This is a genomic window from Streptomyces sp. NPDC037273 (assembly GCF_055603625.1).
On the sequence record NZ_JBVJVO010000014.1, the window covers coordinates 112,955 to 136,851 of the forward strand.

The following is a 23,897-nucleotide window of genomic DNA, read 5'->3' on the forward strand; positions in this document are numbered from 1 at the left end:
GGGGGAAGGCGAGGACACGCCCCCTCCCCCCCCCCCCCCCTCCCCCCCCCTCCCCCCCCCCCCCCCCCCCCCCCCCCCCCCCAACCCGGCGCTTCCGCTTGTGGCCGGCGGGCCGATGCGCGCGCGGGGGCCGGACCGCGACCGTGGTCCGCATGATCGAAGTCCACGAACTGACCAAGCGGTACGGGCATCGCCGGGGCCTGCCCCGCCGCGCCCCGTCCGGCCGTCCGGCCGTCGACCGTCTCTCCTTCAGCGTCCGGCCCGGCCGCGTGACCGGCTTCCTCGGCCCCAACGGGGCCGGGAAGTCGACGACCCTGCGGCTCCTCCTCGGCCTGAACCGGCCGACGTCCGGGACCGCCACCGTCGGCGGGCGGAGGTTCGGCGAGCTGCCGAGGGGACTGCGGGAGGTGGGGGCGCTGCTCGACGCGCACGACGTGCACGGGGGCAGGACGGCCGAGGCGCATCTCGCGGCCCTGGCGCGGACCAACGGGATTCCGCGGGGGCGGGCACGGGAGGTGCTGGACGAGGTGGGGCTCGGGGAGGCGGGGCGGCGGCGGATCGGCGGATTCTCGCTCGGGATGAGGCAGCGGCTCGGGATCGCGGGGGCGCTGCTCGGGGACCCGCCGGTGGTGCTCTTCGACGAGCCGGTCAACGGGCTCGATCCGGAAGGGGTGTTGTGGGCGCGGGGGCTGTTCCGGCGGCTCGCGGCGGAGGGGCGGACGGTGTTCGTGTCGAGTCATCTGATGAGCGAGATGGAGAACACGGCCGACGATCTCGTCGTGATCGGCCGGGGGCGGCTGATCGCGGCCGAGAGCGTGGCCGCGTTCGCGGCGCGCGGCACCCGCCGGAGCGTGACGGTGCGGACGGCCGACGAGGCCGCGGCGCCGGGCCTCGCCGACGCGCTGCGGGCCGAGGGGGCGACCGTACGGACGGAGGGGCGGGAGCTTGCCGTGACCGGGATGGAGGCGGGGCGGATCGGGGCCCTCGCGTACCGGCACGGAGTCCCGCTCGCCGGACTGACCGCGCACGCCTCCTCCCTCGAAGAGGCGTTCATGGAGCTCACCGCCGAGAGTGTGGAGTACCGCTGATGCCCGCCGTCCGTTTCCGTGATCTGCTCGCCGCCGAGTGGCTGAAGCTGTGGTCGCTGCGGTCGACGCCGTGGGCGTTCGCCGTCGGCGCGTTCGCCGTCCTCGTGGTGAACCTCAACGCGACCTTCGCCGACTACCGCAACTACCCGAACTACCCGGACGGCATCAAGGAACTCTTCGTACCGATCTGGGCGATGCGCGACGCGTTCACGCTCGGCGGGGCCATGGTGTTCACGCTCGCGACCGGATCGATCGGCGCGCTGATGATCGTCGGCGAGTACGGCACGGGGCAGATCCGTACGACCTTCACCGCAGTCCCGCACCGCCGGGCGGTCGTCGCGGCGAAGGCGCTCGTCCTCGGCGGGGTGATGCTGCTGTACGGAGTGCTGGTCGCCGGCGTCTCGTTCGCCGCCACGCAGGCGGTGCTCGACGGCCGGGGCGCAGGCATGTCGTTCGCCGACGAGGGCGTGCCGCGGGCCGTCGCCGCGTCCGCGCTGCTCGCGCCGGTGTGCGCGCTCGCCGGCTTCGGGCTCGGGGCGCTCCTGCGGCACACCGCGACGGCCATCGTGTCCCTCACGGGGGTGCTGCTCCTGCTGCCGGCGCTCGTGGACGACCGGAGCCGCTGGGGTGCGACGTTCCTGCACGCGCTGCCGCAGGGGGCGTGGCACCGGCTCAAGGAGGTGGGGGAGTCGCCGGTGCCGGTGGACTATCCGTGGACGGCGGGCGGGGCGTGGACGGTGTACGCGGTGTGGGCGCTCGGCGCCCTCGCGGTGGCCTTTCTCGCGGTCGACCGCAGGGACGTGTGAGGGGATGCGGGGAGCGGCCGGCCTGGTGGGAACGGCCGGCCGTGTCCTGGCTCAGTGGCGGCCGTGGACGGCCCTCGCCACGCGGGGGCCGAGCCAGCGCTTGAGGCGGCGGAGGGGTTCGAGCTGTCCGGCGGCGCGGTCGAGGCGGTAGTAGAGCTGAGGGGGGACGTGGGGGAGGAGGGGGGAGTGGCGCTGGCCGAGGAGGGCGAACATCTTGGCCGGCTCCAGGGACATGTAGCGGGGGAGGTTCTCGTACCACTGGGCGCTGTAGCGGGCGGCGCTCTGGGCGGAGACGAGTTCGGCGCGGCGGCGCTTGCCGTAGGTGGTGAGGGCGGTGTCGAGGTCGGCGGGGTGGCGGAGGGCCTCGGCGAGGGCGAGGGCGTCTTCGAGGGCGAGGGTGGTGCCGGCGCCGATGGAGTAGTGGGTGGTGTGGGCGGCGTCGCCGAGGAGGACGAGGTTGCCGTGGTGCCAGGTGCGGTTGGTGAGCGTGCGGAAGGTGAGCCACTGGGCGGCGGCGTCGGCGCGGTCGCGGCCGATGAGTTCGTGGCCGTCGAGGAGGTCGTGGAAGAGCTTCTCCAGGAGGGCGAGGCTGTCGGCCTCGCCGCGGGTGTCGAGGCCGAGGCCGGTCCAGGTCTCGGGGGAGCACTCGACGACGCAGGTGGAGCGCTCGCCGCTGAACCCGTAGGCGTAGCACCAGATCCAGCCGTGTTCGGTCTCCTTGAAGGCGAAGCTGAAGGAGTCGAAGACCTTGGTGGTGCCCAGCCAGATGTACGCGTTGCGGCCGTTGGTGACGGTGGGGCCGAAGTGTTCCGCGTGGGCGGTGCGGAGGACGCTGTTGACGCCGTCGGCGGCGACGACGAGGTCGGCGCCGGCGAGTTCGGGGGCGTCGGGGCCGGTGATGTCGTGCTCGAAGGAGACGTGGACGCCGAGGTCGCGGGCGCGGTCGGCGAGGAGGCCGAGCATGCGGCGCCGGCCGATGCCGAAGCCGGCGTCGCCGCGGTGCACGGTCCGTTCGTCGCGGACGATGGCGACGCCGTCCGTCCAGGTCACGGATGCGTCGGCGACCGCCTGCGCGGATTCGGGGTCGCCCGCGCGCAGCTTGTCGAGGAGCCCGGCCCAGTAGGTGACGCCCCAGCCGTACGTGGAGCCCTCCGGGTTCCGTTCGTAGACGGTGATGTCGTGGGCCGGGTCCTGCCGCTTCAGCAGGATCGAGAGGTAGAGGCCGGCGGGGCCGCCGCCGACGATCGCGAGCTTCACGTGCGCTCCCACGGAGAACCGATGCATGACACCGTGCGGTCAGGCAGTAGCGCACAGTAGCAGCGGGGGTGGCCGGAGGAGCGCGTTGTCGCGGTAGGCCAACCCGTACGCGGTACGCCTTACGGCAGCAGGCGGCGTTCCTTGGCGACGGCGACGGCGCCGGCGCGGGTGTCGACGCCGAGCTTGGCGTAGATGCGGCCGAGGTGGGTCTTGACGGTGGCTTCGCTGATGAAGAGGGCGCGGGCGATCTCGCGGTTGCCGAGGCCTCGGCCGAGCTGGCCGAGGATGTCGCGCTCGCGGTCGGTGAGGCTGGGGCCGGCGGCGCCCCGCATGACGTCCATGACGCGGCTGGCGACGGGCGGGGAGAGGGCGGTGCGGCCCTGGGCGGCGGAGTGGATGGCGGCGAAGAGCTCCTCGGGCCGTTCGGCCTTGAGGAGGTAGCCGGTCGCGCCGGCCTCGATGGCGCGGGTGATGTCGGCGTCGGTGTCGTAGGTGGTGAGGACGAGGACGTGGACGCCGGTGGGGGCGATCCGGCGGGTGGCCTCGACGCCGTCGATGCCCGCGCCGAGCTGGAGGTCCATGAGGACGACGTCCGGCTTCAGCTTGGCCGCCATGGCGACGGCCTCCTCGCCGCTGCCGGCCTCGCCGACGACCTCGATGTCGGGGGTACTGCCGAGCAGGGCGAGCAGCCCGGCGCGGACGACGACGTGGTCGTCGCAGAGCAGGATGCGTACGGACATCAGGGCTCCAGGGTGAGGGGGATGGCGGCGGAGAGTACGGTGCCCTCGCCCGGGGCGGATTCGACGGTGAGGGTGCCGCCGAGCTGGCGGGCGCGGACGCGCATGGCGGGCAGGCCGTGGCCGCGGACTCCGCCGGGGGTGTCGGCGGGGTCGAAGCCGTGGCCGTCGTCGGCGATGTCGAGGACGACCTGGTCGTCGAGGTAGGTGAGGGTGAGGGCGGCGGATTCGGCGTCGGCGTGTTCGCGGATGTTGGCGAGGGCGCCCTGCGCGATCCGGAGCAGCGCCGACTGCACCCGCTCGGGCAGGGGGGTGGTGGTGCCGTCGACACGGAACGCCGCCGACTCGCGGGTGGCCAGGCCGCGCAGCGCCTCTTCGAGCCCGCCGCCCTCGGCGAGGTCGGCGGGCGCGAGGTCGTGGACGAAGCGGCGGGCCTCGGCGAGGTTGCGTTCCGCGATGGATTCGGCGGTACGGACATGGCGGCGGGCCGTGGCCGGGTCGCTGTCCCAGGTGCGGTCGGCGGCCTGGAGCAGCATCTGCTGGCTGGACAGGCCCTGCGCGAGGGTGTCGTGGATCTCCATGGACAGCCGCTGCCGCTCGGCGAGGGTGCCCTCGCGCCGTTCGGTGGCGGCGAGTTCGCGGCGGGTGCGGATGAGGTCGGCGATGAGGGCGCGCTGCCGGGCGGCCTGCCGGTCGGAGTAGACGAACACGCCGGTCGCGATGGCGGCGACGGCCGGCGGGGCGACGATCAGGTTCGGGTCCCAGCCGCCGTGCGCGAGCTGCACCTGGGCGAAGACCACGAACGCGGTGAGCACGGTGACGAGGCCGAGCGCGGCGCGCGCCGGGAGGGTCCGCAGGCCGGTGTAGAAGAGCGGCACCGCGCACCAGGCGAAGCTGGGCGCGAGGACGACGAGGACGATCCAGACGGCGACGACCGTGCCGAGCCACGCGATCCGGCGCGGGGCGGCGCGGGTGCCGACGACCGGGCCGAGGAGGTACAGGGAGGCGAGCGCGCCGGAGAGGGCGATGATCCACGGGCTGCGGTCCTCCCAGGGGTGGCGCAGCAGGAAGCGGGCCAGCGAGGCGCCGAGCAGGAGGAAGAAGGCGATGTGCATGACGCGGGCCAGCCGGCGGGTGTCCGGGTCGTGGTCCCGCTCCGTCGGACGGTCGTCCGGATGGCGTGTCGGCCGTGTCATCGTTCCGCCTCCGTTCGCCCCCTGAACCCTCTGACCTGGGGATATCTGTCCATGGTGGCCCGTGGGGACCAGGGCGGCATCAGCCGATCGGCTGACCCGGCCGTCCTCCAGTGTGCGCGAGGAGGGCAGCCGGACCGTGGACCGAAAGGCACCGGGGGCGGCCACAGGATGGATCTCAGAGCGAACGGGGCACCCGGCCTCCGCCTCCTTCTCACCTCACGGAGTTCCTCATGAAGAAGATCCTCTTCGGTGCCACCGCCGCCGCCGTCATCGCCGCCGGTACCTTCGGCGCCGTCTCCGCGAACGCCTCCGCCCCGGCCGCCGCCGCGCCCGCCGCGGTCACCGCCGACGCGGGGAACGACAACCTCCAGCAGTCGACGCACCTGACGATCGAGGCCGCCACGAAGGCCGCGCAGGCCACCCTGGACGCCGCCGAGAAGGAGAACCAGCGGGTCTCCGTCGCGGTCGTCGACCGCAACGGCAACACCATCGTCACCCTCCGGGGCGACGGCGCGGGCCCGCAGTCCTACGAGTCGGCCGAGCGCAAGGCGTTCACCGCCGTCTCCTGGAACGCCCCGACCTCCGTCCTCGCGGGCCGCCTGGCCAACGCCCCCACCCTCAAGGACATCCCCGGCACCCTCTTCCTCGCCGGCGGCGCCCCGGTGACCGCCAAGGGCGCCCCCATCGCGGGCATCGGCGTCGCCGGCGCCCCGTCGGGCGACCTCGACGAGAAGTTCGCCCAGGCCGGCGTCGCCGCCCTCGGCAACTAAGCCGCACAGCACCACTCGGCCCCCCCCTGACGGTGGCGGCGCCCGGACCCCCCGCCGGGCGCCGCCGCCTTGTGCGTATCGCCCCGCTTAGGATCGTTACGTGAATCAGCGCCGCCGGACCGGAGCCGTAGCCGTCCTCGTCGCCGTCGGGCTGCTCGCGGGCGGGTGCTCGGGGGCGACCGGGGGTGTGCGGGGTACGCCGGGGGCGGCCGGGCTGCGCGATCCGTACTTCCCGAAGCTGGGGAACGGCGGGTACGACGTGGGGCACTACGCCCTGACCCTCGCCTACGACCCGGGGACCGGACGGCTCGACGGCACGGCCGAGATCACCGCCCGGGCGACGCAGGACCTGAGCGCCTTCAACCTCGACCTCGACGGCCTCACGGTGAGCCGGGCGACGGTCGACGGTGTCCCGGCGGCGTACAACCGCGCCGGGCACGAGCTGACGCTCCGGCCCCACGAGGAGATTCCGGAGGGCGAGGAGTTCCGGGCGACCGTCACCTACTCGGGCGTGCCGGAGCCGCTCACCGACGCGGACGGCTCCACGGAGGGCTGGCTGCGGACGGCCGGCGGGGCGGTCGCGGTCGGCGAGCCGGAAGGCTCGATGACCTGGTTCCCCGGCAACCACCACCCCTCCGACAAGGCCGCGTACGACATCACCCTGACCGTCCCGGCCGGCCTTGAGGCGATCTCCAACGGGGAGCGGACGGAGCGGCGGGCCGGCGCGGACGGGCGTGTCACCAGCGTGTGGCGCACGTCCGAGCCGATGGCGAGCTATCTGGCGACGGTCGCGATCGGCCGGTACGAGACGGGCACGGCGACCGCGGTCGGCGCCGCGTCGCCCGGTGCGGGTCCCGTGCCGGTCCTCACCGCCGTGGAGCCGTCGGTCGCGGCGGGCGCGGCCGCGCTGCGGGCCGAGCTCCCGACGCTCCTCACCCGTCAGGCGGAACGTTTCGGCCCGTACCCCTTCTCCTCCGCCGGGGCGATCGTCGTGCCGGACGGGACCCTCGGCTACGCCCTGGAGACCCAGACCAGGCCCGTCTTCCCCGCCGCCTCCTTCGACCGGACGACCCTCGTCCACGAGCTGGCCCACCAGTGGTTCGGCAACTCCGTCACCCCCGCGACCTGGCGGGACCTCTGGCTGAACGAAGGCTTCGCCACGTACGCCGAATGGCTGTACACCGAGGAGTACGAGGACGTCCCCGCGCGCACCCACTTCGAGCGGGCCTTCGCCCAGGACGCCAACTGGGCCTTCCCGCCCGCCGATCCGCCCGCCGCCGGGAACCTCTTCGACCCGCCCGTCTACCAGCGCGGCGCGATGGCCCTGCACAAGCTCCGCGAGACCGTCGGCGACGCCGTCTTCGACGAGATCCTGCGCGGCTGGCCCGCGAAGTACCGGCACGCCAACGCCCGCACCGAGGACTTCACCGCCTACGCCGAGAGCGTGGCCGGCAAGGACCTCGACGCGCTGTGGGACGTCTGGCTGTACGGCGACGGGAAGCCCGAGAAGCCCTAGGAGGCCTGGGGCACCAGGGACTTGCGCAGTACGACGCACGGGCGGCCGTGGGAGAGGTCCGGGCGGCGGGCGGTCTCCTCGTAGCCGAGGGAGGTCCAGAAGGCGAGGGCCTTCGGGTTGTTCTCCAGGACGGCGAGCCGCAGGCCCGTGCGGCCCGCGGCGCGGAAGCGGTCCTCGACGTACGTGGCGAGGCGACGGCCGTGGCCCGCGCGGCGCTCGTCCGCGTGGACCATGAGGAGCCCGAGCCACGGGTCCGGGTCGGCCGGGTCGGGGTGCCGGCCGAGCGTCACGGCGACGGCCACGAGCCGGCCCTCCGAACGGGCGAGGAGCACCTCGGCGGTGGGCTCGGCGAGGTCGTCGGCGAGCGCCGCCGCGACCTGCTCGGGCCGGATGTCGGACGGGTCCGGGAAGTCGCCGCTGAGCTGCTGGAACTCCACGTTCGACGCGTACAGCGCGGTGAGTTCGGTGAGCAGCGCGCCGGGGAGGGCGGCGCCGTCCTCGAGGGCCTTGGGGGCGAGGGCTTCGACGATCACCCGGAGAAGGGTAGAGCCCCGGCCGGGAAACCCGGCCGGGGCTCGACTGCCGTGCGACGGGTCAGATGCTGACGCCGAAGTCGCGGGCGATGCCTTCGAGGCCGGAGGCGTAACCCTGGCCGACGGCGCGGAACTTCCACTCCGCGCCGTTGCGGTAGAGCTCGCCGAAGACCATGGCGGTCTCGACGGCCGCGTCCTCGGAGAGGTCGTAGCGGGCGAGCTCGGCGCCGCCGGCCTGGTTGACGATGCGGATGTAGGCGTTGCGCACCTGGCCGAAGTTCTGCGAGCGGTTGACCGCGTCGTAGATGGAGACCGGGAAGACGATCTTGTCGACGTTCGGCGGGAGGGCCGCGAGGTTGACGTTGATCTGCTCGTCGTCGCCGCCGCCCTCGCCGGTGCGGTTGTCACCGGTGTGGACGATGGTCTGGTCCGGCGTCGCCTTGTTGTTGAAGAAGACGAAGTGGGCGTCGGAGGCGACCCTGCCGGTGGCGTCCACGCCGATCGCCGAGGCGTCGAGGTCGAAGTCGGTGCCGGTGGTGGTGCGGACGTCCCAGCCGAGGCCCACGGTGACGGCGGCGAGGCCCGGGGCCTCCTTGGTCAGGGAGACGTTGCCGCCCTTGGACAGGCTCACAGCCATGGAAAGTCCCTTTCATCGTGATGTCTTCGCCTGGAGAAACGCGTGCGCGGCTCCGGCGGTTCCCGGTGAGAATTCCCGGTGAAAACAGGATGACTGCGATCGCGGCTGCGGGGAACATGGTGGGCATGTCCGGTCCGTATCCCATCCGCGGCTCCGTCTCGCTTCCCGAGGCCGAGCTCCAGTGGCGTTTCTCGCGGTCGTCGGGGCCGGGCGGGCAGCACGTCAACACCAGCGACTCGCAGGTGGAGCTCCGCTTCGACCTCGCGGCCACCGACGCGCTCCCCGAGGTGTGGAAGGCCCGCGCCCTGGAGCGCCTCGCCTCCCGCCTCGTCAACGGCGTCGTCACCGTCCGCGCCTCCGAGCACCGCTCCCAGTGGCGCAACCGCGAGACGGCGGCGGTGCGCCTCGCCGCGCTCCTCGCCGAGGCGACGGCCCCGCCGCCGAAGCCCCGCCGCCCGACGAAGATCCCGCGCGGGATCAACGAGCGGCGGCTCCGCGAGAAGAAGCAGCGCTCCGAGACGAAGAAGACCCGCCAGTCCCGCGACTGGAGCTGAGCACGCGCCCGTGCCGGGGGGGCTGAGCAGGCGCCCGTGCCGCGGGGCTGAGCACGGGCCGGGAGTCGAGTGTGGCGGGGGCTTTCAGCCCAGCCTGCGGTACTTGCCCTGGAAGTAGGTCAAGGGGCCGGCGGCGGAGGCCGGGGGGAGGCCGGCGGTGAGGACGCGGCCGATGACGAGCGTGTGGTCGCCGGCGACGACGCGGCTCTCCGTACGGCATTCGAGGACCGCGAGCGCGCCGGAGACCAGCGGGGCGCCGCTCTCCTCGCCGCGGGTGTACGGGAGGTCGGCGAAGAGCAGCCGGTCGCTGACGCGGTTCTTCATGGCGAAGCGGCCGGCGACGTGCCGCTGGTCCTCGGCGAGCATCGAGACCGCCCAGACGGGGACGTCGGTGAGCAGGTCGTCCATGCGGGAGCCGTTGCGGAGGCTGACCAGGACGAGCGGCGGGTCGAGCGAGACGGACATGAAGGCGGTGGCCGTCATGCCGACGTCCTCGCCGCGCGGACCGTCGTCGGGATCGTGCGCGGTCACCAGGACCACGCCTGCCGCGAGGCGGGACATGGCCGCCCGGAACTCGTCGTTGCTCACCCCCTCAGCATGCGGGATGGCCAGGTCGGAGACGGGGGGCGGGGCGGGGGTCTTCTGCAGCACACCCGCACGCTATGGCGCAGCCCCCGCCTCCCGCATCGGGCCCGGGGACCAGTCCGGCACCCCCGCGGGACCTAGGTCCGGCCCGTCCGCCGGGCCCTGCGGGCGCCGTTCGCCCTATGGCGCGAGGGCTCAGGAGGAAAGGCGCGACCCGCCATTACCTGCTGTGACTTGAGTCACAGAGGGCAGTATTTGCTGACCCTGTGTACCGGGTGCGCAGCTCGCTGTGATTCAGTGGCAGTGACAGTGCAACACGTAGCCGATGAGAACCCTGGAGTTGCTGTCGAGGTCTCGGGGAGAGCGAGCGATGGAGACCGAGTCGGAGCCGTACGTCCGTCTCTCGACCCTGCGGCAGCTGCATCAGGTCGTGGCGGACCTCAACACTGCCCGCAGCCTGGCGGACACCTTGCAGACCGTCGCCGACGGTGTCGTCGCCGGTCTCAACTACGAGCTGGCCTGCGTCAATCTCGTACGCCCCGACGGTGACCTGGTCGTCGCCGCGTTCGCCGGAAGCTCCGCCGCCGAGGCCCTGATCACCGGCCGGGTCGGCTCCCGCGCCTCCTGGGAGCGGCGCCTCGCGATGGGCACCTCCTGGGGTGACCTGCGGTTCATCCCGCACACCGAGGGCTGGGTGCTGATGGAGGACGACGTCCCCCAGTGGCACACCGACGGCCCCGCGCCGCGCTTCGAGGACGAGTGGCACCCGCACGACCGCCTCTACGCCCCCATGTATGCCTCCGGCTCCGGCCGCGAACTGCTCGGCGTCATATCCGTCGACCGCCCGCGCAACGGCCGGCACCCCGGCCCCTGGGGCCAGGAGGCGCTCCAGATGTACGCCTCGCAGTCGGCCATCGCCATCAGCAACGCCCGCCTCCGCTCCAACATGCAGCGCGCCCTGATCCGCCTGGAGCGCGAGCAGCAGGCCCTGCGGGCCTCCGAGGAGTCCTTCCGGCAGGCCTTCGAGTACGCCCCCTCCGGCATGGCCATCGCCGAGATGGGCGGCGACCAGCACGGCCGGCTGCTCCGTACCAACGACGCCCTCTGTCGCCTCCTCGGCCGGCCCGCCTCCGTGATGCGGCGCTACTCCTTCGCCGACCTCGTCCACCCCGAGGACATCGGCACCCTGCTCAGGACCTCCGCCGAGGGCGGCCGGGCCGAACTGCGGCTCGGGCGGCGCGACGGCACGTACGTCTGGGTCTCGCTGCGGAACTCGGTCGTCGCCGACACCGCCGACGGCCCCCGCTTCCTGCTCACCCACGTCGAGGACATCGAGGAGCGCAAGCGGCACGAGCTGCAGCTCGCCCACCGCGCCTCGCACGACGCCCTGACCGGCCTGCCCAACAGCGCCGAGCTGCGCTCCCGGCTCTCCGCCCGCATCTGCGAGCGCCCGTCGGCGCCGGGCGACGAGGCCGCCTACGGCGTGTACGACTCGGCGCGGGACGGGGGCTACGGGACGGGGCACGACCTCGGCCACGCCTCCTCGTACGACCCGGTCCACGACCCCGGTCACGACCCCGCCTACGACTCGGGTTACGACTCGGGTTACGACTCCGGTTACGGGCCGCAGTCGTACGAGCACGAGCACGAGCACGGCTTCGGTTTCGAGCCGGCGGGCGGCGCCGCCTACGACCACCACGTGCACGCCGTCGCGCCCACGGGCGGTGACGTCGACGACGGTACGAAGGGGCTCGCGGTGCTCTTCTGCGACCTCGACGGCTTCAAGTCGATCAACGACCGGTTCGGGCACCACACCGGCGACGCCGTCCTCGTCGAGGTCGCCCGCCGGCTCACCACCGGGGTGCGGGACGGCGACACGGTCGCCCGGCTCGGCGGTGACGAGTTCGTCGTCCTCGCCGACGGTCTGGGTGCCGCGGACGCCGCCGACCTGGCCGTACGCCTCCGCAACGCGATCATTCCGCCGATCCGGGTGGACGGGAGGGCGGTCCGCGTCGGTGCCAGTTTCGGCATCGGCTGGGCCGAGTGCGGGATGACCGTGGAAGAGGTCCTGAACTCCGCCGACCAGCGGATGTACGTGGAGAAACGCTCCCGTGCCAAGGTCCACCGGCGGGCGGGCTGAGTCGAGCGCTCGTCCGTTCGGGGTAGGCTCGGCCGGTCGGCGACGGCTGGCGAGCATGGAGAGGATGACCCGGATGGCTGCCGGTAACGACGGCGCGAACAAGCCCGAGGACGACGATCCGTTCGGCTACCTGTACGCGGACGGCCAGGCAGCGGGCGCCCAGCCCCCGCAGGGCGGCGGCTACGGCTACCCCGGCCCCGCCCCCGCGCAGCCAGGCGTGCCCCGGACCTCCTACAACCAGGTCAGAACGGTCGGCGAGCGCCAGTACGGCCAGCCGCAGCCCTACGTCCCGCAGCAGCAGGCCCCCTACGGCCAGCCGCAGGCGCAGTACGCGGCGCCGGAGACGTACGGCGGCGGCCACGGCGGCCCCCCGACCCGGCAGGCGCCGATCCCGCCCCAGCGCGGCGGCTCCGGCCGCGGCCCCAACACGCGCGGCCTCCTCATCGGCGCGGTCGCGGTCGTCGCGGTCGTCGTCATCGGCATCACCGCCGCCGTCATCAGCAACTCCGGTGACAAGGACAAGGACGCCCAGGGCGGCAACACCCCCTCCACCGCCCCCTCCCAGGTCTCCGAACAGCCCTCCACCACCCCCAGCACCGACAAGACCCCCGAAGAACTCCCCAAGCAGGACGCCGCCACCCTCAAACTGGGCGGCACGGCGGCCACGGAGACGGTGGTCAAGGGCGCCGAGGGCGCGGGCGGCGTGTACGTGTCGGGCTTCAACCAGGTCGGCGCCTCCGTCACCTGGAAGGCGAACATGCCGTCGGACGGCAAGTACCGCCTGACCGTGCGCTACGCCATTCCGGCGGTGGACGCCAACGCGACGCTGACGGTCAACGGCACGGCGAACACCTCGCCGATCGGCCTGAAGAACTTCATCAAGTCCTCGGACCCCAACCTCGAGAAGAACTGGCAGACCACCTGGGCGCCGGTCACCCTCAAGAAGGGCGAGAACGAGATCAGGATCTCGTGCGAGCAGGGCAATCAGTGCAACGTGCTGCTCGACTGGCTGGAAGTCACGCCGGAGTTCGGGCAGTAGCCGACCGGAGCGAGGCCCCCTAGGGGGCCTCTTCCGTCACCTTCACGCGGGGGAGCAGGTCCGCGTAGGCGGTGGTGTCGAATTCGCCGGCGACCGGGGAGAGGACGGTGGCGGCGGAGAGGGCGACGGCGCGGGCGAGGCGGTCGGGCCAGGGGGTGCCCTCGACGAGGCCGGAGAGGAGGCCGGCGACGGCGGAGTCGCCGGCGCCGGTGGGGTTGCCGCGGACGGCGGAGGGCGGGGCGGCGCGCCAGAGGCCTTCGGGGGTGGCGGCGAGGAGGCCTTCGGGGCCGAGCGAGGAGATCACCGCGTGGGCGCCGCGGCGGCGGGCGTCGCGGGTGGCGCGGCGGGGTTCGCGGGAGCCGGTGAGCTGGGCGAGTTCGTCGGCGTTGGGCTTGACCAGGTCGGGGCGGGCGGCGATGCCGCGCCGCAGGGGTTCGCCGCTGGTGTCGAGGAGTACGGGGACGGCGGCGGCCCGGGCGAGCCGGACGAGTTCCGCGTACGCGCCCACGTGGATGCCGGGCGGGAGGCTGCCGCAGAGCGCCACCGCCTGTGCTCCGTGGAGGAGTTGGGTGAAGCGGCCGCGGAAGGTCTCCCATTCGGCGGCGGTGACGGCCGGGCCGGGTTCGTTGAGCTGGGTGGTGTCGCCGGTGGCGGCGTCGACGACGGCGACGGTGCGCCGGGTGGGTCCCGCGGTCTCGACGAGGGCGTCGCGCACGGCCGTGGGCGCGAGGAGGTCACGGAGCATGGCGCCGGTGGCGCCGCCCGCGAAGCCGGTGGCGACCGTCTCGTGGCCGAGGGCGGCGAGCACCCGGGCCACGTTGAGGCCCTTGCCGCCGGGGCGTTCGATGACCTGGGTGACCCGGTGGGAGGCGTGCGGGGTGAGGGCGGGGACCCGGTAGGTCAGGTCCAGTGCCGTGTTGAGGGTGACCGTGAGGATCACCTGTCCACCCCCGTACTCCGTACTCCGTGTGAAGTCCTGCGGAACGTGCGCTCCGACGGGCACCGATCATGCCAAAGGAAAGGCGATCGGCCCAGACCCCCGGCCGACCGCCCTTCGCGCATGACTCCTGATCAGGCCGCCGGGCCCGCCGTGGGGTCGACGATCCACTCGCCCTTGCGCATGACGCCCTTGAGGGTGAACTCCGCGTCGAGGACGACGATGTCGGCGTCCTTGCCGGGCTCCAGGGAGCCGACGCGGTCGTAGGCGCCGAGGAGGCGGGCGGGGTTGGCGGAGATGGCCTGGACGACGGACTCGACGGGCAGGCCGTCGATGGTGACGGCGCGCTTGAAGGCGCGGTCCAGGGTGAGGGTGGAGCCGGCGATGGAGCCGCCCTCGACGAGCCGGGCGACGCTGTCCTTCACCTCGACGGCGAGCGTGCCGAGCATGTAGCGGCCGTCGCCGAAGCCGGCCGCGTCCATGGCGTCGGTGATGAAGGCGACGCGTTCGGCGCCCGCGTGGTGGAAGGCGAGTTCCAGGGCGGCGGGGTGCAGGTGGGTGCCGTCGTTGATGAGCTCGACGGTGATCCGCTCGTCCTCCAGGAGCGCGGCGATCGGGCCGGGCGCGCGGTGGCCGAGGCCGGGCATCGCGTTGAAGAGGTGGGTGGCGACGGTGGCGCCCGCGTCGATGGCGGCGACGGTCTGCTCGTAGGTGGCGTCGGTGTGGCCGATGGCGGCGATCACGCCGTGCTCGGCGAGCAGCCGTACGGAGTCGATGCCGCCGGGCAGCTCGGTGGCGAGGGTGACCATGCGGGCCTGGCCGCGGCCGGCGTCGATCAGCTTGCGGACCTCGGCCGGGTCGGGGTCGCGGAGCAGCGTCTCGTCGTGGGCGCCCTTGCGGCAGGGGGAGATGAACGGGCCCTCGAAGTGGAGGCCGGCGATCTCGCCCTGCTCGGCGAGCTCGGAGAGCAGGCCGGCGCGCTGGGTGAGGAAGTCCATCTCGCCGGTGACGAAGGAGGCGACGACGGTGGTCGTGCCGTGCAGGCGGTGGGTGTGGACGCCCTTGAGGACGTCGTCGACGGTGCCGGAGGTGAAGGAGGCGCCGCCGCCGCCGTGGTTGTGCATGTCGACGAAGCCGGGGACGAGCCAGTGGCCGGTCAGGTCGACGGTCGGGGCGCCCTCGGGGGCGGAGCCCGTGATGCGGTCGCCCGCGACGATCACGCGTCCGTTCTCGACGATCCCGGTGGGCAGCACGACGTGTGCGCCGGCGAGAACCTTGTGATCGGCCATCAGGCGGAAACCTCCGAGTCGTTGCGGGGCGTGTCGGCGAGCAGGTCCCAGGCGAGGAGGCCCGCGCCCAGGCATCCGGCGGTGTCCCCGAGGGCCGCCGGGACGATGGCGGGCAGCTTCTGGAACGTCACTCGCTCCTCCACCGCGGCCCGAAGTGGTGTGAACAAGGTTTCCCCGGCTTCGGCGAGACCGCCACCGATGATGAGCGTGCGGGGGTCGAGGAGGGTGAGGGCGGTGACGAGGCCGTCGGCGAGGGCGTCGACGGCGTCCTGCCACACCCGGGCCGCGGTGGCGTCGCCGGATTCGACGGCCTTCGCGCAGTCGGCGGCGTCGGCCTCGGGGTCGCCGCTGGCGGCGGCCCAGGCCTGGGAGACGGCGGAGGCGGAGGCGTACCGCTCCAGGCAGCCGCGCTGGCCGCAGGTGCAGTCGGTGCCGCCGGGGCGGACCACGATGTGGCCGATCTCGCCGGCGTAGCCGTGGGCGCCGGCCTCGATGTGCTCGCCGATGCCGATGGCGCCGGCGATGCCGGTGCCGAGGGGGACGAAGAGGAAGCGGTCGGCGCCGTTGCCCGCGCCGATGCGGCCTTCGGCGAGGCCGCCGGTGCGGACGTCGTGGCCGAGGGCGACGGGGATGCCGCCGAGCCGGTCGCTGAGGAGTTCGCGCATGGGAACGTCGCGCCAGCCGAGGTTCGAGGCGTAGACGGCGATGCCGTTCTCCGCGTCGACGATTCCGGGGACGGCGACGCCGGCGGCCGCGGCGGGCTCGCCGTACCGCTCCTGGCCGAGGGCGCGGAGGTCTTCGGCGAAGCCGAGGATCGTCTCCACCACGGCCTCGGGGCCGCGGCGGCGCCCGGTGGCGCGGCGGGCCTCGTGGAGCAGGGTGCCGTCCGCCCCGACGAGGGCGGCCTTCATGCCGGTGCCGCCCACATCCAGGGCGATGACGTGTCTCACGGGGACAGTCTGGCGCGCCACCACCCAAAAGGTCTAGTCCACTGCCGAGGATTGTTGCGTGCGGATACAAATTCGAAGGCCGGGCTGAGTTGCGGAAGTGATACCCAAGTGGTGTAGACCTCATGCCAGGCCCGCGAGAGACTTGCGGCCCTGCGAAGAGCGAACACCAGGCTCCGCGCAGCTCAACGACGAGCAAAAGGTGGATGAAGCCGTGGAGCGGCGACGATTCCTTGGACTGACCGCGGCCGCCGCCGCCCTCGGACTGACCGCGACGGTCGCCGGGTGCGGCTCCCTCGGAGGCGACTCCGGCGACGTCACCCTCCGGCTGGTCGCCGCCGAGTACGACCTGACCGGCGGCGACTCCACCAAGAAGTACTGGACCGACCTCGTCGCCGCCTTCGAGGCCCAGCACCCCGGCGTCAAGATCGAAGTCCAGATCGAGTCCTGGGACGACGTCGACCGCACGGTCGCCGAGATGGTCGCCGCGGGCGACGCCCCCGACATAGCCCAGATCGGCGCCTACGCCGACTACGCCGCCGACGGCAAGCTCTACGCCGCCGACGAGATGCTCTCCATCCCCGTCCAGGCCAACTTCCTCGCCCCGCTCGTCGCCGCCGGCGAGTCCAAGCGCACCCAGTACGGCCTGCCCTTCGTCGCCTCCACCCGGCCCCTCTTCTACAACCAGGACCTCTTCGACCGGGCCGGGCTCGAAGCCCCCAAGACCTGGGACGAGCTCGCCGCCGCCGCCGAGAAGCTCAAGGACGCCGGCGTCCCCACCCCCTTCGCGCTGCCCCTCGGACCCGAGGAGGCGCAGGCCGAGACCCTGATGTGGCTGCTCAGCGGCGGCGGCGGCTGGACCGACGCCACCGACCACTACGTCATCGACTCCGACGCCAACATCCGCACCTTCGAATGGCTGCGCACCCACCTCGTCGGCAAGGGCCTCACCGGCCCCGTCGCCCCCGCCAAGCTCAACCGCAAGGCCGCCTTCGCCGCCTTCGCCCGCGGCGACGTCGGCATGCTCAACGGCCACCCCTCCCTCGTCCAGGAAGCCGCGAAGAAGGGCGTCAAGGTCGGCCAGGTCCCCCTCCCCGGCATCGACGGCACCCCCAAGTCCTCCATGGGCGTCGCCGACTGGATCATGGGCTTCAAGCAGAACGGCCACGCCAAGGAGATCGGCGCCTTCCTCAACTTCGTCTTCACCGACGAGAACGTCCTCAAGTTCGCCGGCGACAACGACCTCCTCCCCGTCACCGTCAGCGCCTCCACCCGCATGGAGACCGACCCCGAGTACGCCAACCTCCGCGCGTTCCTCAAGGGCCTCCCCAACGCCCAGCTCCCCCCGGTCGGCAAGACCTCCTGGGCCAAGGTCAGCGAGAACGTCAAGCAGAACATCGGCAAGGCCGTCGCCCCCGGCGCCAAGCCCTCCGACGTCCTCGGCGCCATCAACCGGGCGGCGACCGCGGCCGAGGCCGCCGAGTAATTTGGTCGTATGACCGAAGAGACGGCGGGTGACGCGACCACGCTCGGCGAACGCGAGCAGGCGCTCCTCGCCGTCGAGCGGCGGTCGTGGCCCGGGCCCGGGGCCAAGGAGCGGGCGGTGCGGGAGCAGCTGGGGCTCTCCGCGACGCGGTACTACCAGCTGCTGAACGCCCTGCTCGACGACCCGCGGGCACTGGCGCACGACCCGGTGACGGTGAACCGGCTGCGCAGGGTGCGGGAGGAGAAGCGGCGAAGGCGGTAGCGGTGCTGCGATCGGGCGGTTCGGGGATCGTCGCGCGGCGGGGTGCGGGGGGCGGTCGCGGGGGCCGGGGTTGAGTGGGCTGGTCCCGCTCGCTCGCGCGCTCAAGGAGCCGTCGTGACCGCCATGGCCGACTACAGGATGCCCGCCGGGGCCCTGCTGCTCTCCGACTCGTCCACCTTCGGCTGCCAGGGCGGGGTGCACTACTTCGACCCCCGCACCGGGCTGCGGGGTTTCTTCGCCCTCGGCGGGGACCTGGTGGGAGCGACCGGGATCGCCCTCGAAGCCGACGGCGGGGTCCTGGTGACCAAGGACCGGCACCATCCGGGCGGCGGCACGCTGCTGCGGCTGACCAGGGTCGACGGGACGACGAAGCAGTCGGTGGTGTCGTCCGACGGGAACCTCGTCAGCCCGATCGCGGTGGCCGTCGAGCGCGACGGCAACATCGTCGTGGCCGACCTCTTCTCCAAGGGCCAGGGAGCGGTCATCCGGATCGACCCCGTCACCGGCGACCAGAGCGTCCTCTCGGTGGGCGAGGCCAAGGACGACCCGCTGCGGCCCTGCGGGCTGACCGTGGCGGCCGACGGAAGCATCGTCACCGTCGAGCAGGCCGGGCCCGTCGCGGAGCCGCCCGCGCCCCAGGTGGTGCGGATCGACCCGGTCAGCGGCGCGCGCACGGTGATCTCGTCGGGCGGCAGCCTGCGCAGCCCCGTGGACGTGCTGATCGACCACGACGGGAACATCGTCGTCGTCGACGCCAACGCCTTCGAGGGCTTCGCCGGCGGCGTGATCAAGGTGGACCCGGTGACCGGCCGGCAGACCACGGTGTCCTCCGGCGGCGACTTCGACACCCCCGCCGCGATCGCCATCGAGGCCGACGGCACCCTTCTCGTCACCGACAACAAGGCCCTGACCAGGGAACCCACCGTCTTCCGGGTGAACCCGGCCACCGGTGAGCAGCGCGTCCTCACCATGGGCCCGCCCTACACGTCCCTCAGCGGAGTGAAGGTCGTACCCGCGGGCTGAGGCCGCCATCCCGCCGGAACCCTGTGACGTCGGTCCCGCTGACGCGGCAGCCGTACGTCGGTAGGGTCGGCAGCATGGTCAGCAGCCTGCCGCAGCCGCGCACGCCCGCTGGACGAGACGGACTGGACGCGCTGCTCGCGCGGCCCGCGAGCGCCGTCGTCGCCCTCGACTTCGACGGGACCCTCGCGGAGATCGTCCCCGATCCCGAGCGGGCCCGCGCGCACCCGGGCGCGGTGGAGGCGCTCGCCGCGCTCGCTCCCCAGGTCGCGTCGGTGGCCGTGGTGACGGGCCGCCCGGCCGGGGTCGCCGTGCGGTACGGCGGTTTCGCCGGGGTGCCGGGGCTTGAGCACCTGGTGGTCCTCGGGCATTACGGTGCCGAGCGCTGGGACGCCCTGACCGGGACCGTGCGGGCGGCGGCGGTGCATCCGGGAGTGGGGTCGGTGCGCGCCGAGCTCCCGGGCTTCCTGGACCGGGCCGGCGCCTGGCCCGGCGTGTGGATCGAGGAGAAGGGCCGGGCGGTCGCCGTGCACACCCGGCGGGCCGTGGACCCGGAGGGCGCCTTCGAGGCGCTGAAGGGGCCGCTCGGCGAGCTCGCCACCCACCACGGGCTCGTCCTGGAGCCCGGACGGATGGTCCTTGAGCTGAGGCCGCCGGGGATGGACAAGGGCGTGGCACTCGCCGAGTACGTACGGGAGGTGGGGGCCGGGGCCGTGCTGTACGCGGGCGACGACCTGGGCGATCTGCCCGCCTTCGCCGCCGTGGAGAAGCTCCGCTCCGACGGCACCCCCGGCCTGCTGGTCTGCAGCGGTTCCACCGAGGTGCCGGAGCTGGCGGGGCGCGCCGACCTGTCGGTGCAGGGCCCGCCCGGCGTGGTCGCGTTCCTGACGGAACTGGCGAGGGCGGTACGGGGAGCCTGAGGCCCCGGAAGCGGCGGGGGCGGTACGGGTGGCTCGGGGAGCGCCGTACCGATCACCGCAGAAGGAGGTCCACCACCCCCGTCAGGTCCTCCTCGCCGCTCCCCGCGTCGAGCCGCCGTCGCATCAGCTCGAAGTACGGCCTGATCAGCTCAGGACTGACCCCCTGTCCCTCCGCGGTGGCGAGGAAGGTCGGCGTCCCCGCCACCTGCATCGCCAGGTTCGACACGACGTCCGTCGTGTAGTCGCCGCTCTGCAGCTGGGCGGCGGTGCCGTGCACGCTCTGTGCCATGGCGCCCAGCCAGTCCGCGAGCAGCGGCGCGAAGGACACCGGGTCGATGTCCTCGCGGCGGATCAGCGCGAAGGCGTGTGCGGCGCCGGCGAACATCCCGTACATCGCGCTCAGGAGTGCCACGTCGTGCAGCGCGGCGAACCCGGCGTCCTCCCCGACGTACCTCGTCCCGAGGGGAACGGCCAGGGCCGCCCGGCGCGCCTCGAACACCTCCCGAGACCCGCTGTAGAAGACGTATCCCCCGGCCTCCGGGACGCCCACCATCGGGGGTACGGCCATGATTCCGCCGTCCAGATAGCGTGCCCCGCGCTTCTCGGCCCACCGTGCCCGCGTACGGGCCTGGGCGGGGGTCGTGGTGGTGAGGTTGACGAGGTCCTTTCCGGTGAGGTCGAGGCCCTTCAGTGTTGCGGCGACGGACGCGTCGTCGAGGAGGCAGAGGACGACGAGCTCGCTCGCGGCGAGGGCCGCGCCCGCGCTTTCCGCGACCTCGGCCCCCTCGGCGGCGAGCGCACGGGCGCGGTCGGGGGTGCGGTTCCAGACGGTGAGCGGATGCCCGGCGGTGAGCCAGGCGCGGGCGAGGGCGGTGCCCATCGTGCCGAGGCCGAGGAGGGAGACGGGGGACGTGGTGGCGCTGTTCTCTGTCATGCCCACCAGGCTGCTTCAGGCCTCTGACCTGCTCAAGTACCCACTTGGGAGTGGGTGGTTACCCTGAGGTGAGCGAACAGGTCAGAGGGGTGGGCGCATGGCGACCGTGAACCGTCCGGGCACCGACGACGGGCACGTCTGCGGTATCGACGCCGCGATGGAGGTCATCGGCGGCAAGTGGAAGGTCCTCATCCTCTGGGCCCTCCACGAGCACCCCCACCGCCGCTTCGGCGAACTCCGCCGTCTCCTCCCGGGCGTCACCGAGAAGGTGCTGACGTCCCACCTCCGGGAGATGGAGGCGGACGGCATCGTCCACCGCGCCTCCTACGAGGAGGTTCCGCCTCGCGTCGAGTACTCCCTCACCAAGGCGGGCGTGCGTCTCAACGAGGCCCTCGAACCCCTGGCGGCCTGGGGCCGCGAGCGGCGCGAGACGCGTTAGGGGGTCTCGCCGCCGAGGGCCTCCAGCTGTCACTCCACTCGCCCTGACCTACCAAGGCCCTGTCGTGACCCCGGCCCACGAAAGCCCGCCAGGACGGCGGGAAAGCCGGACGGGCGTGCGTCACGTGTGTCTCCGGCAACCACCCACCGACCCCGGCCACGCTTCCTTGTCGCCATGACGGCCGCCGACGGCGGCCCGCAGGCGCCCGGGGCGAGTCAGTACCTCCGAGCGCCGGGGTGTCCGTACGGCGGGTGCGCTTACCTACTTAAGACGGGGCGGCCCGGGCGAGGTCCTGACCTGCGTTAATGCCAGAGCGTCATTGCAACCACGGAGGCTGACTATGCAGAGATGGATAGATGCAGCCTGATCAGGCGTTGAGGAATGCAAGAATGGGTTATCGATGTAGGCCTCGGATACAGCCCCGGAGGTACCCTGTGCGTGCGGCCCGACGAGTGACCAAGATCGAGACGGTCAACCGGACCACTGGCGAGGTGCAGGACCTCACTGTCCACTCGTCGGTCGGAGCCGCGCACGGACTCTGGTTCCGGGGAGGTGGGTTCACCACGATGGGTTATGACGCGCATGACGCACTCGCCGAGGCGGACCTCAGCGGGGCGTCCTACAAGCTGTTCCACAAGATGTGCGCCCTTCAGAACCGCAAGGACCACGGTCTCGTCCGGGTGGAGAGTCAGGTCAAGTTCGCCGAGCAGGTGGGCATGTCCCAGTCGTCCGTTTCGCGGTCCCTTCGGCAGCTCGCCGAGGCCGGATTCATCTTTCCCGACGGCCGTGATTGGCGCATTCGCCCCGACTTCGCGTTCAACGGCAACGGGGCCGCGCAGGGCCAGGCCGTGCAGAACATCCCCGCCGGCACCCCTGACCCGTACGCACGCAAGGGCGCCGAGCTGACCGTCATCGACGGCGGCAACGACCGCGACGCGTGAGTGACCGTCCTAGCGGACGTGCTCCTCAGCCGTGGCGATCTTTCTGATCATCGCCGAGAGAAGGGGCGATTCAGGGGACGGCTGGCTCGTGCCGATCACTTGGTATCCCCAAGACTCGTAGACGCGTTGGACCTTTCCCTCACCCGCCGCCGCGTTGACCATGAGTGACACGTACGCCTCGCCGCGACCGGCGAGCAGCTCGTCATGGATACGCCGGGCAAGTCCGGTGCCCCGGTAGGGCAGCGTCACGCCGATCTCCTTGAGAGCCAGCGCCGGGGAGCTGGTGAACCCGGTGTCGACCTCGCCCATCCTCGTCCACCACCGGTCACCGCTCTCTACGGTGTTGCCGTACGCGTAACCCACAGGCCGATCCTCGGCATCGAACGCCAGAACCGCCCCGAATCCCGGTTCTCTTCCGTGGCGCTGAAGGCGTTCGGTGAAGGTGGGTACCGCGTAGTTCGGCAGGTGAAGCAGCGGCTCGCGGACTTTCGCGTACACCTCGATCAGTGGGGCGATGACCTGCTCGATGGTTGCGGGCGTGTTCGCGTAGCGGTGGAGCCGGGGAGTCATGCGGGGTGCCTCCAGGTATCGAGGGTGTACTGGGTCCAGGACTGGGTGAAGGCGGTGCCGGGGGCGATGGCTTCGAGGCGTCGGCCGAACACGCGGAGCATCCCCACGACACGGGGGTGGCGGGTCGCGGCATCGGTTGGGACGGACATGGCGCTGGCGACGGCGTGCTCCACATCGCCCTGTTCGAGCTGCGCCCGCGCGACGCGGGTCGTGGCGATGGCTTTGGAGCGGTGCATATGGGGGCGCAGGGCCGCAAGGCACCGATGGCCGTGGGCTTCGGCCCGCGCGAAGTCACCGAGGGTGAGATAGGCGGAGAGGGCAAGACTGTCGAGTTCGGAGTGGTCGTAGAAGGCGTTCATCCAGACGGGGCGCTGGGCCTCGGGGTCGGCGCGCAGCATGGCGTCCTGAGCTTGGTCGAAGGTCCGGCGGATGGCGGCGGCGTCTCCGGACGCACCGTAAATGGCGCCCTGCCTGGCCAGCCCCAGGGAGGCGAACATGGGGTCCTGGCGGGTGATACCGAGCTTTCGGGCCACGTCGTTGGCCGCGAGCGCGTCGGCCGGACGACCCATGTGACGGTACATCGTGCCCGCGTGAGACCAGATGCGGAACTTGATGTACGGATCACCGGCCATCTCGGCGAGCTGCTGGGCGACACGCATGTGCTGTGCCGCGTCGTCGAAACGGCGTCCGTCGATGGCGGCCCACATCGCGGAGGAACGGAAGGCTGCGGCTGAGGCGTATACCTGCTTCCTGACTCGCTGGCTGGCGGTGGCGGAGCCCTGGAGCGAGAGGGCTTCGTCGGCGAGAGCTGCGGCCTTGTGCTCGATGACGAGTTGGCCGCCGTGACGGTGGTCCTTGGCGACGACGTCGGTGAATCTGCGCTGGAGGCGTTCGACGTCGCTGACGCCGATGCGACGGGGAGTACCGGACCCCGGGGTGAGTGCCAGAGCAGTTCCGGCTGCGATGAACTGGCGGCGTTGCACGGGGGCCTCCGGTGGTGCTGTGGTGCTGGGGGACTCGAACCCCAGGTCTTTCAACGGGCAGCGGAAGACCACTTCCAGTGCCCGGCGTGTGCGACCGATCGGGCGCCGGGTGGCTCCGTTGATCAGGTTTCGCACGGTCCGGTCCGAGACATCGCCCGGCTTGCCGGTGATCTCCAGCAGAGCGGCGCTCATTCGCTCCGCCAACTCCTCCTGCGTGAGGCCTAAGTCGGCCATCCGCTGCTTCAACACGGCGTTGACTGCCACGACACAGAACGTAGCCCCAGCTCACTCGCCGGGCCAGGGGTATCGCAA

25 protein-coding genes are annotated in these 23,897 nt (G+C 72.5%); 13 read left to right on the top strand and 12 right to left on the bottom strand.

Features of this window, described 5'->3' with window-relative positions:
- The first annotated feature begins 152 nt into the window (after positions 1-152).
- Together ACZ7G1_RS30250 and ACZ7G1_RS30255 are read left to right on the top strand one after the other, a co-directional pair.
- Positions 153-1,088, top strand: a complete 936-nt coding sequence (locus tag ACZ7G1_RS30250; protein WP_470878785.1) for an ATP-binding cassette domain-containing protein — start codon at positions 153-155, stop codon at positions 1,086-1,088.
- A complete protein-coding gene (locus ACZ7G1_RS30255) occupies positions 1,088-1,894 on the top strand; it encodes an ABC transporter permease subunit (RefSeq protein ID WP_470878787.1) in 807 nt (268 codons plus the stop codon). The genes ACZ7G1_RS30250 and ACZ7G1_RS30255 overlap by 1 nt, the downstream gene beginning before the upstream one ends.
- Positions 1,895-1,945: 51 nt before the next feature.
- Here ACZ7G1_RS30255 and ACZ7G1_RS30260 read toward each other — a convergent pair whose 3' ends face one another.
- The 3 genes from ACZ7G1_RS30260 to ACZ7G1_RS30270 all read right to left on the bottom strand — a co-directional run bounded on the left by ACZ7G1_RS30260 (position 1,946) and on the right by ACZ7G1_RS30270 (position 5,084).
- Positions 1,946-3,178 carry an FAD-dependent monooxygenase gene (locus ACZ7G1_RS30260; protein ID WP_470878789.1) on the bottom strand — a complete coding sequence of 411 codons (1,233 nt, stop codon included), beginning with the start codon at positions 3,176-3,178 and terminating at the stop codon, positions 1,946-1,948.
- A 92-nt stretch (positions 3,179-3,270) separates the two neighbouring features.
- On the bottom strand, positions 3,271-3,891 hold the full coding sequence (locus ACZ7G1_RS30265) for a response regulator (protein WP_017242455.1): 621 nt from the start codon (positions 3,889-3,891) through the stop codon (positions 3,271-3,273).
- The gene (locus ACZ7G1_RS30270) at positions 3,891-5,084 is read right to left on the bottom strand and encodes a sensor histidine kinase (RefSeq protein WP_470878791.1); all 1,194 of its coding nucleotides are present in this window, start codon (positions 5,082-5,084) and stop codon (positions 3,891-3,893) included. Before ACZ7G1_RS30270 ends, ACZ7G1_RS30265 begins: the two co-directional genes overlap by 1 nt.
- A gap of 230 nt (positions 5,085-5,314) precedes the next feature.
- Between ACZ7G1_RS30270 and ACZ7G1_RS30275 the strand changes: the two genes are divergently transcribed.
- Together ACZ7G1_RS30275 and ACZ7G1_RS30280 are read left to right on the top strand one after the other, a co-directional pair.
- The gene (locus ACZ7G1_RS30275; protein WP_470878793.1) at positions 5,315-5,854 is read left to right on the top strand and encodes a GlcG/HbpS family heme-binding protein; all 540 of its coding nucleotides are present in this window, start codon (positions 5,315-5,317) and stop codon (positions 5,852-5,854) included.
- 100 nt (positions 5,855-5,954) lie between these two features.
- Positions 5,955-7,370 carry a M1 family metallopeptidase gene (locus tag ACZ7G1_RS30280; protein WP_470878794.1) on the top strand — a complete coding sequence of 472 codons (1,416 nt, stop codon included), beginning with the start codon at positions 5,955-5,957 and terminating at the stop codon, positions 7,368-7,370.
- Here ACZ7G1_RS30280 and ACZ7G1_RS30285 read toward each other — a convergent pair.
- Both ACZ7G1_RS30285 and ACZ7G1_RS30290 read right to left on the bottom strand, forming a co-directional pair.
- Complete coding sequence (locus ACZ7G1_RS30285; RefSeq protein WP_470878796.1) at positions 7,367-7,903, bottom strand: GNAT family N-acetyltransferase; 537 nt, start codon at positions 7,901-7,903, stop codon at positions 7,367-7,369. The genes ACZ7G1_RS30280 and ACZ7G1_RS30285 overlap by 4 nt on opposite strands.
- A 61-nt stretch (positions 7,904-7,964) precedes the next feature.
- Entirely contained in the window at positions 7,965-8,540 is a 576-nt protein-coding gene (locus ACZ7G1_RS30290; RefSeq protein ID WP_470878798.1) for a TerD family protein, read from the bottom strand.
- Between the two features lie 116 nt (positions 8,541-8,656).
- Between ACZ7G1_RS30290 and arfB the strand changes: the two genes are divergently transcribed.
- Entirely contained in the window at positions 8,657-9,094 is a 438-nt protein-coding gene (gene arfB / locus ACZ7G1_RS30295; protein WP_470878947.1) for an alternative ribosome rescue aminoacyl-tRNA hydrolase ArfB, read from the top strand.
- A gap of 84 nt (positions 9,095-9,178) precedes the next feature.
- On the opposite strand, the gene ACZ7G1_RS30300 is transcribed toward arfB, so the two are convergent.
- Complete coding sequence (locus ACZ7G1_RS30300; protein ID WP_470878800.1) at positions 9,179-9,745, bottom strand: flavin reductase family protein; 567 nt, start codon at positions 9,743-9,745, stop codon at positions 9,179-9,181.
- Between the two features lie 304 nt (positions 9,746-10,049).
- On the opposite strand from ACZ7G1_RS30300, the gene cdgB reads away from it, so the two are divergent.
- Both cdgB and ACZ7G1_RS30310 read left to right on the top strand, forming a co-directional pair.
- Positions 10,050-11,819, top strand: coding sequence for a diguanylate cyclase CdgB (gene cdgB, locus ACZ7G1_RS30305; protein WP_470878802.1), 1,770 nt, complete (start codon positions 10,050-10,052; stop codon positions 11,817-11,819).
- A gap of 73 nt (positions 11,820-11,892) precedes the next feature.
- Entirely contained in the window at positions 11,893-12,858 is a 966-nt protein-coding gene (locus ACZ7G1_RS30310; RefSeq protein WP_470878804.1) for a CBM35 domain-containing protein, read from the top strand.
- A gap of 19 nt (positions 12,859-12,877) precedes the next feature.
- On the opposite strand, the gene ACZ7G1_RS30315 is transcribed toward ACZ7G1_RS30310, so the two are convergent.
- The 3 genes from ACZ7G1_RS30315 to ACZ7G1_RS30325 form a co-directional block, all read right to left on the bottom strand.
- The gene (locus tag ACZ7G1_RS30315; protein ID WP_470878806.1) at positions 12,878-13,798 is read right to left on the bottom strand and encodes a 1-phosphofructokinase family hexose kinase; all 921 of its coding nucleotides are present in this window, start codon (positions 13,796-13,798) and stop codon (positions 12,878-12,880) included.
- 131 nt (positions 13,799-13,929) lie between these two features.
- Entirely contained in the window at positions 13,930-15,084 is a 1,155-nt protein-coding gene (gene nagA / locus ACZ7G1_RS30320; protein WP_470878808.1) for an N-acetylglucosamine-6-phosphate deacetylase, read from the bottom strand.
- Positions 15,084-16,034, bottom strand: a complete 951-nt coding sequence (locus ACZ7G1_RS30325; protein WP_470878810.1) for an ROK family protein — start codon at positions 16,032-16,034, stop codon at positions 15,084-15,086. Before ACZ7G1_RS30325 ends, nagA begins: the two co-directional genes overlap by 1 nt.
- A gap of 199 nt (positions 16,035-16,233) precedes the next feature.
- On the opposite strand from ACZ7G1_RS30325, the gene ACZ7G1_RS30330 reads away from it, so the two are divergent.
- From ACZ7G1_RS30330 to otsB, 4 genes are all read left to right on the top strand, one after another.
- The gene (locus ACZ7G1_RS30330; protein ID WP_470878812.1) at positions 16,234-17,517 is read left to right on the top strand and encodes an extracellular solute-binding protein; all 1,284 of its coding nucleotides are present in this window, start codon (positions 16,234-16,236) and stop codon (positions 17,515-17,517) included.
- A gap of 9 nt (positions 17,518-17,526) precedes the next feature.
- The gene (locus ACZ7G1_RS30335) at positions 17,527-17,778 is read left to right on the top strand and encodes a DUF3263 domain-containing protein (protein ID WP_470878814.1); all 252 of its coding nucleotides are present in this window, start codon (positions 17,527-17,529) and stop codon (positions 17,776-17,778) included.
- Between the two features lie 123 nt (positions 17,779-17,901).
- Entirely contained in the window at positions 17,902-18,801 is a 900-nt protein-coding gene (locus ACZ7G1_RS30340) for a Vgb family protein (RefSeq protein WP_470878816.1), read from the top strand.
- Between the two features lie 74 nt (positions 18,802-18,875).
- The gene (otsB, locus tag ACZ7G1_RS30345) at positions 18,876-19,718 is read left to right on the top strand and encodes a trehalose-phosphatase (RefSeq protein WP_470878818.1); all 843 of its coding nucleotides are present in this window, start codon (positions 18,876-18,878) and stop codon (positions 19,716-19,718) included.
- Positions 19,719-19,770: 52 nt separating this feature from the next.
- On the opposite strand, the gene ACZ7G1_RS30350 is transcribed toward otsB, so the two are convergent.
- A complete protein-coding gene (locus ACZ7G1_RS30350) occupies positions 19,771-20,652 on the bottom strand; it encodes an NAD(P)-dependent oxidoreductase (RefSeq protein ID WP_470878820.1) in 882 nt (293 codons plus the stop codon).
- A gap of 97 nt (positions 20,653-20,749) precedes the next feature.
- Between ACZ7G1_RS30350 and ACZ7G1_RS30355 the strand changes: the two genes are divergently transcribed.
- Together ACZ7G1_RS30355 and ACZ7G1_RS30360 are read left to right on the top strand one after the other, a co-directional pair.
- A complete protein-coding gene (locus ACZ7G1_RS30355) occupies positions 20,750-21,091 on the top strand; it encodes a winged helix-turn-helix transcriptional regulator (RefSeq protein WP_470878822.1) in 342 nt (113 codons plus the stop codon).
- Between the two features lie 452 nt (positions 21,092-21,543).
- On the top strand, positions 21,544-22,032 hold the full coding sequence (locus ACZ7G1_RS30360) for an ArsR family transcriptional regulator (protein ID WP_470878823.1): 489 nt from the start codon (positions 21,544-21,546) through the stop codon (positions 22,030-22,032).
- 9 nt (positions 22,033-22,041) lie between these two features.
- Here ACZ7G1_RS30360 and ACZ7G1_RS30365 read toward each other — a convergent pair whose 3' ends face one another.
- Complete coding sequence (locus tag ACZ7G1_RS30365) at positions 22,042-22,602, bottom strand: N-acetyltransferase (protein WP_470878825.1); 561 nt, start codon at positions 22,600-22,602, stop codon at positions 22,042-22,044.
- Positions 22,599-23,849 (bottom strand): XRE family transcriptional regulator, encoded by a 1,251-nt coding sequence (locus tag ACZ7G1_RS30370; RefSeq protein ID WP_470878827.1) that lies wholly within the window; start codon positions 23,847-23,849, stop codon positions 22,599-22,601. Before ACZ7G1_RS30370 ends, ACZ7G1_RS30365 begins: the two co-directional genes overlap by 4 nt.
- Between the last annotated feature and the right edge of the window lie 48 nt (positions 23,850-23,897).